The sequence below is a fragment of the Luteibacter sp. W1I16 genome (genome assembly GCF_050434905.1).
Taxonomy (GTDB): Bacteria; Pseudomonadota; Gammaproteobacteria; order Xanthomonadales; family Rhodanobacteraceae; genus Luteibacter.
The window spans coordinates 1,007,841-1,020,682 of sequence record NZ_JBNDJJ010000001.1 but is presented as its reverse complement, the minus strand read 5'-3'; the positions used below and the strand labels follow the sequence as shown (position 1 = coordinate 1,020,682).

At 64.9% G+C, this 12,842-nt stretch carries 12 protein-coding genes and 1 pseudogene; 10 read left to right on the top strand and 3 right to left on the bottom strand.

The features are described from left to right. Positions 1–10: 10 nt before the first annotated feature. A complete protein-coding gene (locus QFZ41_RS04560) occupies positions 11–1,186 on the bottom strand; it encodes a GTP-binding protein (protein WP_429197657.1) in 1,176 nt (391 codons plus the stop codon). A 235-nt stretch (positions 1,187–1,421) separates the two neighbouring features. Between QFZ41_RS04560 and QFZ41_RS04555 the strand changes: the two genes are divergently transcribed. The 10 genes and pseudogenes from QFZ41_RS04555 (at position 1,422) to QFZ41_RS04510 (ending at position 11,775) form a co-directional block, all read left to right on the top strand. Then, positions 1,422–2,693, top strand: a complete 1,272-nt coding sequence (locus QFZ41_RS04555) for an efflux RND transporter periplasmic adaptor subunit (RefSeq protein WP_429197656.1) — start codon at positions 1,422–1,424, stop codon at positions 2,691–2,693. A gap of 14 nt (positions 2,694–2,707) precedes the next feature. Further along, the gene (locus tag QFZ41_RS04550) at positions 2,708–3,418 is read left to right on the top strand and encodes an ABC transporter ATP-binding protein (RefSeq protein ID WP_429197655.1); all 711 of its coding nucleotides are present in this window, start codon (positions 2,708–2,710) and stop codon (positions 3,416–3,418) included. A 30-nt stretch (positions 3,419–3,448) separates the two neighbouring features. Continuing rightward, positions 3,449–4,756, top strand: coding sequence for an ABC transporter permease (locus tag QFZ41_RS04545; protein WP_429197654.1), 1,308 nt, complete (start codon positions 3,449–3,451; stop codon positions 4,754–4,756). Between the two features lie 10 nt (positions 4,757–4,766). Further along, on the top strand, positions 4,767–5,981 hold the full coding sequence (locus QFZ41_RS04540; protein ID WP_429197653.1) for an ABC transporter permease: 1,215 nt from the start codon (positions 4,767–4,769) through the stop codon (positions 5,979–5,981). 14 nt (positions 5,982–5,995) lie between these two features. After that, positions 5,996–6,160, top strand: a pseudogene (locus QFZ41_RS04535) (ABC transporter permease); the annotation flags it as partial. Positions 6,161–6,287: 127 nt separating this feature from the next. Further along, positions 6,288–7,622: a sigma-54-dependent transcriptional regulator gene (locus QFZ41_RS04530; RefSeq protein ID WP_429197652.1), complete on the top strand. Its 1,335-nt coding sequence runs from the start codon at positions 6,288–6,290 to the stop codon at positions 7,620–7,622. Positions 7,623–7,635: 13 nt separating this feature from the next. Further along, a complete protein-coding gene (locus QFZ41_RS04525) occupies positions 7,636–9,027 on the top strand; it encodes a sensor histidine kinase (RefSeq protein ID WP_429197651.1) in 1,392 nt (463 codons plus the stop codon). A gap of 51 nt (positions 9,028–9,078) precedes the next feature. After that, positions 9,079–10,041 carry an SPFH domain-containing protein gene (locus QFZ41_RS04520; protein ID WP_429197650.1) on the top strand — a complete coding sequence of 321 codons (963 nt, stop codon included), beginning with the start codon at positions 9,079–9,081 and terminating at the stop codon, positions 10,039–10,041. Positions 10,042–10,046: 5 nt separating this feature from the next. After that, positions 10,047–10,499: an NfeD family protein gene (locus tag QFZ41_RS04515; RefSeq protein ID WP_429197649.1), complete on the top strand. Its 453-nt coding sequence runs from the start codon at positions 10,047–10,049 to the stop codon at positions 10,497–10,499. Continuing rightward, complete coding sequence (locus QFZ41_RS04510; RefSeq protein ID WP_429197648.1) at positions 10,489–11,775, top strand: threonine/serine ThrE exporter family protein; 1,287 nt, start codon at positions 10,489–10,491, stop codon at positions 11,773–11,775. The genes QFZ41_RS04515 and QFZ41_RS04510 overlap by 11 nt, the downstream gene beginning before the upstream one ends. A 230-nt stretch (positions 11,776–12,005) precedes the next feature. Here the strand turns inward: QFZ41_RS04510 and QFZ41_RS04505 are convergent, their stop codons facing one another. Both QFZ41_RS04505 and QFZ41_RS04500 read right to left on the bottom strand, forming a co-directional pair. Further along, positions 12,006–12,386: a tautomerase family protein gene (locus QFZ41_RS04505; protein ID WP_429197647.1), complete on the bottom strand. Its 381-nt coding sequence runs from the start codon at positions 12,384–12,386 to the stop codon at positions 12,006–12,008. A gap of 24 nt (positions 12,387–12,410) precedes the next feature. Next, positions 12,411–12,734: an H-NS family nucleoid-associated regulatory protein gene (locus QFZ41_RS04500; protein WP_429197646.1), complete on the bottom strand. Its 324-nt coding sequence runs from the start codon at positions 12,732–12,734 to the stop codon at positions 12,411–12,413. Positions 12,735–12,842 lie beyond the last annotated feature (108 nt).

Sequence of the window (12,842 nt, the reverse complement as noted above, 5' to 3'; positions counted from 1 at the left end):
GCGAGAGTTCCTATTCGATGATCTTCGCCACGATGCCGGCGCCGATAGTGAGGTCGCCTTCGCGGATCGTAAAGCGCAGGCCCTCGTCCATCGCGATCGGGTAGTCCAGCCTCACTCTGATCGTCGCGATGTCGCCTGGTATCACCGTCTCCACGCCTTCCGGCAGCTTGATCGAACCGGTCACGCCCGCCGTGCGCAAGTGGAACGTCGGCTGGTCATTGCCCGAGAACGGCTTACCGAGCCCGCCTTCGTCATGGGTCAGGACGTACACCTCACCTTCGAATTCCTTGTGCGGCGTCACGGTACCCGGTTTAGCCAGGACCTGACCACGCTCGACGGCTCTATACTGCAGGCCACGAGCCGCCACGCCGATGTTGTCACCGGCCTGGGCCTGCTCCCGGAGTTTGCGGGATATCTCAACTCCTGTGACCGTCGTGGTCTGGGTGTCCGTCACACCGACCAGTTCCATCAGGTCACGCGTCTTCACGATGCCGCGCTCGACGCGGCCGGTCAGCACAATGGCAGGACCCGAGGACATGGACACGTCTTCCACTGCCATCAGGAATGGCTTGTCGATATCGCGTTCCGGGTCCGGAATCCAGGCGTCCAGCGCATCCACCAGCTTGATGATCGATGGCACGCCAAGCTCCGACTGATCATCGTCCAGTGCGAGAGGCGCAGAACCACGTACGACCGGTGTGTCGTCCCGCGAGAACCCGTAGCTGGACAGCAACTCTCGCATTTCGAGTTCTCTGCGACTGGCCAACCCGGGATCATCGCTCCCATCCCACATGTTCAGAAACACGACGATGCGCGACACACCCGCATGTCGCGCGAGCCGGATCTGCGCTTCCGCCTGCGAGGCAGCACCGTCTAGGACCCCGCAGACCAGTATCGCGCCTTCGATGGAGGAGGGAGGAGCAATCAGGTACTTGGCGCAATCCAGGTGGTCTGGAAAGTCGAGGTGAGCGTACCTCCTGACCGCGGAATCGTATTCCACGCGAGCGCCTGCCAGCCGTACCCCATGCGCGCCCTGCAACGGTTGCCCGGAAAGCGATTCATAGGTGCTGAACTCACCGGCAAAGCGCTCCGCTCCGACCTTTGTCAGGCTTGCCGTCAGCGTGGTCTTCCCTTGGCCTGCCTCGCCGAGGGTGACGATCGTGAATTGCTGATTTCCATTCGCCATGGCTTTCGACCTCCGTTGTCGTTGACGATTCCCTGCGGCCTCACCCTACGCCGATGGCGCACCTCGTCCATAGCTCGTCGGTTGTAGGGTTGTCCGCCCCACGCAGTGTCCGCCGATCTGTCCGCGGACACAGAATGGTTGTCGTCGTAGTGAAGTACATGTTTGATGCATATGGTGTTTTTAGCTTGGCACGTCGCTTGCTAATTCTCCCCGCAAGCAGCCCAGGAAAGCCACCATGATCCGCGATACCTCCGCCCAGGACCGTCTCGTCGAAGTCCGTCCGAACCATCGTCGCAAGCTGATCTACGCCGCGGCCGGCGTGGCGGTGGCCATCGCCATCGCCCTGGCGGCGCCGAGGATGGCCACGATGTTCTCGGCCGACTCATCGGTAAGCGCTTCGCGCTTGTCCTTCGGCACGGTGACACGCGGTCCTTTCGTTCGTGACATCGCGGCGGAAGGCAAGGTGGTCGCGGCGGTAAGCCCCACGATGTATGCCGCTTCGGCGGGCGCCGTGGTGCTGAAGGTGCACGCGGGCGACGTGGTGAAGAAGGACCAGTTGCTGGCCGTCATCACCAGTCCCGAACTGACCAGCAAGCTCGCCCAGGAAAAATCGGCGGCGGATGCCATGGAGGTCGAGTTCCTGCGCGCCCAGATCGATGCGAAGAAGAAGCGCTCCGAGCTGCAGAAGGCCTTCGACAACGCCACCATCGACCAGACCGCCGCCGAGCGCGACCTCAAGCGCTACCAGACGGCGTTCGACAAGGGCGCCGTGCCGGTCGCCGACGTCGACAAGGCGAAGTCCACCCTGGATAAGGCGGCCGTGACGGCCAAGCACGCGAAATCCGATCTCGCGATGGACAACGACAGCCTCACCTTCGACGTGCAGGCGAAGAAGCTCGCCCACGATCGCCAGGTGCTGCTGGTCACCGACCTGGAACGCCAGGTTGAAGACCTCAACGTGAAATCGCCGGTCGACGGACAGGTGGGCCAGTTGTTCATCGCCGAGCGCGCGACCGTCGCCAAGGACGCGCAATTGCTCAGCGTCATCGATCTTTCCGCGCTGGAAGTGGAGATGAAGGTCCCCGAAAGCTTCGCGCGTGACCTCGCCATCGGCATGCCCGGCGAGATCTCCGGTAACGGCAAGACATGGAACGGCAAGGTCAGCGCCGTGTCGCCGGAAGTGGTCAACGGCGAAGTCGCCGCGCGCCTGCGCTTCGACGGCGAAACACCCCAGCAGCTGCGCCAGAGCCAGCGGCTTTCGGTGCGCATCCTGCTCGACAAGCGCGACAACGTACTCACCGTGCAGCGCGGTTCCTTCGTCGATGAAAGCGCGGGGCGCTATGCCTTCGTGGTCAACGACGGCATGGCCGATCGCCGCGACATCCGTGTCGGTGCGAGCAGCATCGACAAGGTCGAGATTCTCGACGGCCTGAAGGAGGGCGACAAGATCGTCATCTCCGGCGCCGATACCTTCGGCGACGCCAAACACGTCGCCATCAGCCGCTAACAGAGGGAAAACCCATGCTCAAGATGACCCATCTCGCCAAGGTCTACCGCACGGAAGTCGTCGAGACCTACGCCCTGCGCGACTTCAACATCGACGTGAAGGAAGGCGAGTTCGTCGCCGTGACGGGCCCCTCCGGCTCGGGAAAAACCACCTTTCTCACCATCGCGGGGTTGCTGGAGACTTTCACCGGCGGCCACTACCACCTCGACGGCGTCGAAGTGAGCCAGCTCGACGACAATGCCCGTTCGCGCATCCGCAACGAGAAGATCGGCTTCATCTTCCAGGCCTTCAACCTGATTCCCGACCTGAACGTGTTCGACAACGTGGAAGTTCCCTTGCGCTATCGCGGCATGAAGTCGGCCGAGCGCAAGCAACGGATCATGGACGCGCTGGAACGCGTGGGCCTCGCCTCCCGTGCCAAGCATTACCCGGCCGAACTGTCCGGCGGCCAGCAGCAGCGCGTGGCCATCGCCCGCGCCCTCGCCGGTTCTCCGCGCCTGCTCCTGGCGGACGAACCGACCGGCAACCTGGATACGCAGATGGCTCGCGGCGTGATGGAACTGCTAGAGGAGATCCACCGCGAAGGCGCCACCATCGTCATGGTCACGCACGATCCGGAACTCGCCGCCCGCGCGCAGCGCAACGTGCACGTGATCGATGGCCAGGTGGTGGATCTCGCGGAAGAACCGCGTTTCCACGCCCACGCCCACCTCGCCAATTCCTGATCCAGCGTCCGCCGTTCCGGGGGGAGTCCCATGTTCAGCTACTACCTGCAGCTCGGCCTGCGCAGCCTGCGCCGCAACCCGATGCTCACCGCCTTGATGGTGATGGCGATCGGCTTCGGCGTCGCCGCGTCCATGACCACGTATTCGGTGTTCCGCGCCACGGCACGCGACCCGATCCCGCAGAAGTCCAGCGTGCTCTTCAATACGCAGCTGGATGCCTTCGGCCCGGAGAACATCGAGAAGGGCGAACCGGCGGGGGCGTTGACCTATAAGGACGCGACGGCGTTGTTCCGTGCGCACAAGGCCAAGCGCCAGACCATCATCTACCCGGTGAGCGTATCGGTCATTCCCGATGATCCGGCGCGTTTGCCCAGCCGTGAAGCCGCCTATGCCGCGGGTTCGGACTTCTTCCCCATGTTCGACGTGCCCTTCATCCAGGGTGGCGGCTGGACGACGGACGACGACGAGAAGCACGCCAGCGTCGCCGTGATCACGAAGTCCACGAACGACAAGTTGTTCAATGGCGCCGCGAGCGTGGGCAGGCAGATCAACCTGGATGGCCGCCTGTTCCGCATTACCGGCGTGATCGAGGACTGGGCGCCGCAACCCTTGTTCTTCGACGTATGGAATACGGGCGGTTTCGATGAAGGCGCCTCGGTCTACATTCCGTTCACCCGCGCGGTCGATTTGCAGATGAGCACCAACGGCAATAACAATTGCGTGGCCGAGCCGGCCGAGGGTTGGGCCAATTATCTCCAGTCGGAATGCATCTGGCTGTCGTTGTGGAGCGAGCTGCCCACGAAGGCCGATGTCGACGCGTATCGCGACTACGTGGCGGGCTATGCCGCCGAGCAGCAGCGTGCCGGGCGGTTCCGCTGGGCGCCGAACGTGAGGGTCCGCGACGTCGTGGATTGGCTGGACGCTGAACACGTGGTGCCGCCGGAATCACAGGTGTCGCTGGTGGTCTCGCTGGGCTTCCTGGTGATCTGCCTGGTCAACACCGTGGGTCTATTGCTGGCGAAGTTCATGCGCCGCGCCCCGGAGATCGGCGTACGCCGCGCGCTCGGTGCCTCCCGCAGGGACATCTATGCGCAGTTCCTCATCGAGGCGGGGACCATCGGCGTCGCCGGAGGCATCCTCGGGCTGTTGCTGACCGGCCTGGGTGTGCTGGGCGTCGGCCTGGTCTTCCCCGAAGAGATCGCCCGCCTGGCGACGCTGGACCCGGTCCTGATCCTGCTGACGCTCGTCGTCGCGATCGTGGCCTCCGTCGTCGCCGCCTTCTATCCCACATGGCGCGCCGCCCAGGTCCAGCCGGCCTGGCAGCTGAAATCCAACTAAGGATATGATCATGCAGATCAAGCCCATTCTCGCCGCGCTGCGCCGGCACAAGGCAGGCACGATCCTCATCGCCCTGCAGATCGCCCTTACCCTCGCCATCGTGTGCAACGCGCTGTTCATCGTGCACGAGCGCATCGACCGCGTGAACCGGCCAACCGGTATGGACGAGTCGAATGTCGTCGTCGTGCAGAACCGGTACGTCGGATCACCGCCGAACTTCGTGCCGCTGATCAAGACCGACGTGCAGGCGCTGCGTTCGATCCCCGGCGTCGAGGCGGCCTATACGACCAACTCGTTTCCGCTGCGCCGGGGCGGTTGGTCGACAGGCATCCAGACCAAACCCGACGGAACCAAGGACGGCCTGCCGACCGCCCTCTACTTCGGCGACGAGCAAACCTTGAAGGCCCTCGGGGTGCGCCTCATCGCGGGGCGTAACTTCAATCCTGGCGAGGTCGTCATCGTACAGCCGCAGCAGCGTCCCGCGCCGCCGCAAGTCATCGTGACCAAGGCGATCGTCGACAAGCTGTTCCCGAATGGCGATGGACTCGGCAAGACCATCTACCTGTCTAAGGGCAAGCCGTCCACGATCATCGGCATCGTCGACAAGCTCACCGTGCCGTGGATCGATTTCGACCACATGGACAACGTGACGATCATGCCGCTGATCTTCAACAGCGGTTACCAGCACTTCGTGATTCGCACGCGTCCCGGCGAGCAGGATGCCGTCTTCAAGGCCACGGCGAAAACCTTGTATGGGGTCAACCGCATGCGTGTCCTTTCGGAAAAGACGGGTGTGCGGACGTTCGACATGGTCCGCAGCAGCGCGTACGAGACCGACCGCGGCATGGCGATCCTGATGAGCGTGGTCTGCGGCGTGTTGCTCGCGATCACCGCCGCCGGCATCGTCGGCCTGTCCAGTTTCTGGGTCGGGCAGCGGCGCAAGCAGATCGGCGTGCGCCGCGCATTGGGGGCGCGCCGGAGCGATATCCTGAGTTACTTCATGACGGAGAATTTCCTGATCGCCCTGGCCGGCGTGGTGCTGGGCGTGATCCTGGCGGTGGGCATGAGCCAGTGGATGTTCACGCACTTCGAAATGAAGCGGCTTTCCTTCACCTACGTGTTGGTCGGTGTCGTGGTTCTCCTCGGCCTGGGCCAGGTCGCGGTATTCGCGCCGGCGCTGCGTGCGTCGAAGGTGTCGCCGGTGGAAGCCACGCGCAGCGTCTGATACTGGGAAATTCGATGTTCGGTTACTACCTGGAGCTCGCCTTGCGCAGTCTCCGGCGGAGCAGGGCGCTGACCGCGCTCATGATCCTCGCCCAGGGAATCGGGGCGAGCATGACCACCCTGACGGTACTGCACGTGCTGTCGGGGGACCCGCTACCAGGACGCAGCGGATCGATCTTCCCCCGGCCCTTCGGGCGGCGTCCGTGCCCCCGGTGGTGGCGACCGTGGATAGAATGGTAAGAAGTGCCGGCGGGGACGCAACCTTTTCGCCGGGAGAGGCATCCATGGCTGCATGCGAAGGGACAAGATGCGCTGCGTATTGATCATCGACGACAACCCCGCCGTGGGCGAGGCGCTCTCGCTTGCGCTCAGCTTGCGCGATATCCGCCCCCTGGTGGCTTTGACGCCGGACGACGGGCTGGCCACGCTGGCGCGCGAACGCGTCGACGTCGTCATCCAGGACATGAACTTCACCGCCGATACCACCTCGGGCGAGGAGGGCGTGGCGCTGTTCAAGGCGATTCGTGCCCGCCACGCCGATCTCCCGGTGATCCTCCTCACGGCCTGGACGCACCTGGAGGCCGCCGTCGAGCTGGTGAAGGCCGGTGCCGCCGATTACCTGGCCAAGCCATGGGACGACACCAAGCTTCTCGCCACGGTGGAGAACCTGCTCGAACTATCCGAGTCCACCCGTGAGGTGACCCGCGCGCGCGTGGAGCGCCGCCGCCGCCGCGAAGCCCTGGAAAGCCGCTACGAGCTCGATGGCCTGGTCTTTGCCTCCGAAGCGATGAGCCGCACCATCGAACTCGCTTGCCAGGTCGCGCGTTCGGACGTACCGGTGCTCATCACGGGCCCTAACGGCGCGGGCAAGGAGCGTATCGCGGCCATCGTGCATGCCAATTCGGCGGTGCGTCGCGGGCCGTTCGTGGCGGTGAACTGTGGCGCGTTGCCGGGAGAGCTGATCGAAGCCGAGTTGTTCGGTGCCGAGGCCGGCGCGTACACGGGTGCGAACAAGGCACGCGAAGGCCGCTTCGAGATGGCCGATGGCGGCACCTTGTTCCTCGACGAGATCGGCAACCTGCCGTTGCCGGGCCAGATGAAATTGCTGCGCGTGCTCGAGACCGGGCAATTCGAACGGCTGGGTTCCGGACGTACACGTCACGCCAAGGTGCGTGTCGTGAGTGCCACGAACGCGGACCTGAAGGCGATGATCGCGGCGGGCACCTTCCGGGAAGACCTCTACTACCGGCTCAACGTGATCGACGTGAACCTGCCGCCGCTGTCGGAGCGCAGCGACGACATTCTTCCCCTCGCTGAATTCTTCCTCGATGGGCGGGCCACGCTGAGCGAGGATGCGCGGGAAGCGTTGTTGGCCCACGCATGGCCGGGCAACGTGCGCGAATTGAAGAACGCCATCGCGCGCGCGGCGCTGCTGGCCGCGGATGGCAAGATCGAGCCTGTCCATCTCAACCTGCCGCCACCGGCTGCCACCGCCAGCCGCAATCTCGACGAACCCAGCCGCGAATCGGTCGAGGCCGCACTGGCCTCGGCGGGCGGGGTGGTCAGCCGTGCGGCGAGCAACCTGGGCCTTTCACGACAGGCGCTTTACCGGCGCATGGAGCGTTACGGGCTGGCGGTCTGATACGTTCGCCGGCATGAAGACTCTCTCGCTCGAAGGACGCATGACCCTCGTCGTGGCCGGTTCGGCCATCGTCGGCGCGATGGTCTTCGCCGGCGTATCCATCTGGCCGTTTCCTCAGGTGCTGGCATGGATACGCGCGGTGCCGGAGAAGGGTGGCAAGCTGCCCGCCGTGCCGCCCATCGAGCCCTTCGACGGCGGCACGGCGCTGATCATCTGCCTGCTGGTGCTCCTGCCCCTTTCGGCCTGGGTGGCGCATGCGCTGGTGGAACCGTTGCGGCGCCTCATGCGAGCACTCGAAAGCGCGGTGGCGAGCTATCGCGATGGCGATTTCAGCATGTCCATCGGCACCTCCCGGCGCGATGAGCTCGGTGACCTGATCCGCATGCACAACGCGCTGGGCCAGACCCTGCGCGACCAACGGCAACACCTCGCCCAGCGTGAACTGCTGCTCGACACGGTGGTGCAGAACACGCCGGTGGCGCTCGTTCTCACCGATCCGAGCGGCAAGGTGACTTATGCCAACATCGCGGCACGGCACCTCTTCAACGAGGGACGAGCGCTGGCCGGCCTGGATTTCGATACGGTGCTGGCGGCGATGCCGGAGAGCCTGCGCGACGCCGCGGCCGGTGGCGAGGACGCCTTGTTCTCGGTGGAGATGGACGGCAGCGAGGAAACCTTCCACCTGTCCCAGCGGGGCTTTCGCTTGCAGGGCCGTCCGCACCGGTTACAGCTCTACCGGCGCATGACGCGTGAGTTGTCGCGTCAGGAAGTGCACACCTGGAAGCGGGTGATTCGGGTGATCAGCCATGAGCTCAACAACTCGCTGGCGCCGATCTCGTCGCTGTCGCACTCGGGCGCGGAGCTGGCGCGCCGTGGCGATCTCGACCGGCTGCCGGGGGTGTTCGCCTCGATCGGCGACCGCGCGAAGCACCTGCACAGTTTCATCGCCGGGTACGCGAGTTTCGCGAAGTTGCCGACACCGCAGTCGCGGGCGGTGCCATGGGGGCCCTTCCTCGATGCGCTGGCGTTGCACGCGCAGTTCCGCCTCGCCTCGCCGCCGCCCGAGCAGCCGGGCTGGTTCGATCCGACCCAGGTGGAACAGGTCCTCATCAACCTGATCAAGAACGCCCACGAAGCGGGCGGCGATGCCGCCGAGGTGTCCGTTGCCGTGCACCAGGTCGGGCGCGACACGCTGATCGAGGTAGCCGATCGCGGTCCGGGCATGAGCGAGACGGTGCTCGCTCAGGCCCTGCTGCCGTTCTATTCCACCAAACGTTCGGGTACCGGCCTCGGACTGGCCCTGGCCCGGGAAATTTCGGAAGCCCATGGCGGGCGCATCGCGCTGGCCAATCGCGAGGGCGGCGGCCTTCGCGTCACCCTGGTGCTGCCTGCCGGTTCGCCCTGAGGCGCTTCGCCTATACTCCCGGAACATACCGGGAGAGGGAGAGACAGGGCCATGGGAAATATCGTCGTCGCGCTGGTCGTGGTGGTCGTCGCCATCATCGTGCTGGCCAAGCTCATTCGTATCGTGCCGCAAGGCTACGAATGGACGGTGGAGATGTTCGGCAAGTACACCGGCACGCTCAGCCCGGGCCTGCATTTCCTCATCCCGTTCGTCTATGCGATCGGGCGCAAGATGAACATGATGGAGCAGGTGCTCGAGGTGCCGTCGCAAGACGTCATCACCAAGGACAACGCCGTGGTCCGCGTGGACGGCGTGGTGTTCTACCAGGTACTCGACGCGGCCAAGGCCGCCTATGAAGTGGCCAACCTCGAAATGGCGGCGCTTGCGCTGATCATGACCAATATCCGCACCGTGCTCGGCTCGATGGACCTCGACGAGAGCCTGAGCCAGCGCGACGCGATCAACGCCAAGTTGCTCGGGGTGATCGACGAAGCCACGCACCCGTGGGGCGTCAAGGTGACGCGTATCGAGATCAAGGATATTTCGCCCCCGCGCGACCTGGTTGACGCCATGGCGCGGCAGATGAAAGCCGAGCGCGAGAAGCGCGCGAACATCCTCGACGCCGAGGGTTTTCGCCAGGCGGCCATCCTCAAGGCCGAAGGCGAGAAGCAGTCGGCGATCCTCGAAGCCGAGGGAAAGAAGGAAGCGGCATTCCGCGAAGCGGAAGCACGCGAGCGCCTCGCGGAGGCCGAAGCCAAGGCCACCACGATGGTCTCGCAAGCCATCGCCGGCGGCGACGTGAACGCCTTGAACTACTTCGTCGCCAACAATTACGTCGAGGCGCTGAAGGAAATGGCCAAGTCGCCCAACCAGAAGACCCTGCTGCTGCCCATGGAGACCACGGGCATCCTCGGTTCGCTGGCGGGTATCGCCGAACTCGCGCGCGATTCGCTCGCCTCGCAGCAACGCGCGCCGGTGGATAACGCGAACCGTACGCCGCCGCTGCCGCGCTGACCGCCATGGACCAGATCGCCGTGCATTACCTCTGGTGGATCGTCGCGCTACTGTTGATCGGTGGCGAGGTGATCCTGCCGGGCTACTTCATGTTGTGGATCGGCATCGCCGCCGCGGCCATGGGCGTGGTCATGCTGTTCTTCCCGGAGATGACCGCGCTGGCCCAGGCGGTGCTGTTCGTGGTGTTCGCCTTCGTGTCGTGCTTCGTCTACTGGAAGGTGGTGCGGCCTCGCCTGGAGCGGATCCCGGCGGGCAACGAGCGGCTCAACCGCCGGGGCGAGCAGCTGATCGGGCAGTGCTACACGCTGTGCGAGCCGATCGTGCAGGGCCGTGGCAAGGCCAGGGTGGGCGATGGCATGTGGCTGGTCACGGGGCCGGACCTGCCCCTCGGCGCGACAGTGGAGGTGATCGGCATCGATGGCACGACCCTGCGCGTGAAGGCGGTGGATGTTGGCTGATGCCGCGCCGCTGACCGTGCCGGTGGGTTTCGCCACCACCGCGATCAACACCCGCATCGCCTTCCTCACCGAACTGGCGCGGCGGCTGCACCAGTACGGGACCACCGCACCTCGTCTCGAGACCGCCATCAGCCGCTCGGCGCAACGGCTGGGGTTGTCGGCGGAGGTTTGGTCCAGCCCCACCGCGATCATCGTCTCGTTCGCCGACCTGGGGCAGGGCGAGGAGAGCGTCGCGCAGGTCACCCAGGTGATGCGGCTTCCCCCGGGGGATGTGAACCTCGGACGGCTCTGCGAGGCAGACCGCATCGCCGACGCGGTGATCGACGGGCAGATGGAACTGCGCGAAGGATTCCATCTGCTGCGCAAGCTCGGCGCGCCGGAAACCTTCCGTGCCGAGCTCGGCGTGATCGCCAGCTATGGCCTGTGCGCCGCCAGCGTCGTGGCCTTGTTGCTGCATAGCGCGTGGCCCGACCTGGTCACCGCCGGCGTGATCGGGGTGATCATCGGTCTCATCACCGTCGCCTCGGGCAGCCGTCCGCGGCTGGCCGCGGCGAGCGAAGCCATCAGTGCCATGGTGGCCACGATCATCGCGACGGTCGTCAGTGCCTACATCGTGCCGCTGGCGCTGAAGTCGGTGATCCTGGGCAGCCTGATCGTCCTCCTGCCCGGCATGGCGCTGACGACGGCAGTGCGCGAGATTTCGAGTCAGCATCTGGTGGCCGGGGTCGCGCGCATGGGCGGAGCGGTGGCGACCCTGCTCAAGCTCACGTTCGGCACCGTCGCGGCCAGCCAGTTATGCGAAGCGTTCGGCATCGAGCCCCGCAACTACGCGCTGCCGCCTTTGCCGGGCTGGGCGGATTGGCCGTCGCTGATCCTGGGCGCGTTTTCGTTCGCCATCCTTTTCCGTGCCGCCCGGCGCGACTGGCTGGTGGTGATGGGGGCCGTGGTGCTGGGTTACCTCGCCACGCGCTGGGGCGGCAGTATTTCCGGATCGCTGCCGGGAGCGCCATTCGGCGTTTTCGTGGGTGGCCTGCTGCTGGGCTCGCTGAGCAACGTATACGCGCGCTACGCGCAGCAACCGGGAGCGGTGGTCCGCGAACCCGGGATCATCCTGCTGGTGCCGGGGTCGGTCAGCTTCCGCAGTGTGTCTTACCTGCTGGATCGCGACGCCTCGCTCGGCATGGACACCGGTTTGCTCGGCGTCACGCTGCTCGTCTCGCTGGTGGCCGGCCTGTTGTTCGGCGACCTGATCGTCGCCCCCCGCCGCTCACTCTGATCGAGTGGTTGTGGGACAGCTCAAGGTGGGACCGCTGTAGGTGGGACCGCACCAGGGGTGGGACCGCAGCAGGTGGGAGCCGACCCTGTCGGCGATTGGGTGCTTGCCGCACGCTGGCCCGCTGCCGCGGGATCGCCGCTGAAGCGGCTTCCCACCCGGTAGCGGTTTCCACCCGGCCCGGTAGCGGTTTCTCCAATGGGGGGCCCCTCAAAGCGGGGCCCCACCAGCCGTCAACTGGCGTATTGCGCCACGCCGTTGCCGAACGACCAGTTTTCCTTCTTCACTTCGACGAGACTCACGAAGACATCGCCCGGCTTCACGCCCGGCGTCTTGCCGAGGTTCTCGGCGATCGCCTTGTACAGCGCCTTCTTCTGCTCGAGCGTACGTGTGTCGTTGAAGGTGATCTGCACGATGACGATGTCGTCGCTTCGTTCGATACCGAGATAATGGGCGTCGTAGACGAGCCCTTCGGCATCATGCTCGGCGATGACCTGGAAGCGGTCGTCGGCCGGTACGCCGATACCGACGAGGGCATCGTGAACGGCATTGCCCAGGGCGGTGCGGTAAGCGGCATCCTTGCCGCGACGTAGATCGATTCGAACGAGAGGCATGGGCGGCTCCTGGCGGTGAACGCGTTAGACCAGCAGATCTTTTTCCTTCTTGCCGGCCTTCAATGCCTCGTTGAACCAATTCGGGCGCTTGCCACGACCCGACCAGGTCTGGGTGGGATCGGCGGGATTGCGATACTTGGCGGCCACGGTGGTGCCGACACGCTTCGACTTGGGCGCGCGTGCACCGAATACGTCGTCGAAGGTGAAACCTTCCGCCTTGATAAGCGCGTTGATTTTCTCGCGCAGCTTGCTGACCTTTTCCTTGCGCAGTTCGTTCTGGCGAACCTGTGCCTTGGTGATCAACTCATTGAGCTGGTTGTGATTGAGGCTCTTGATATCGACGGCCATTGGCATCTCCGGGTTATTGCCTGATTTGGGGTTTCGCATGGGCTATTGGCCCTTCTTGATAATGCGAACGCCGGAATTGTGACCTAATTGACCGAATAATGGCAGTGC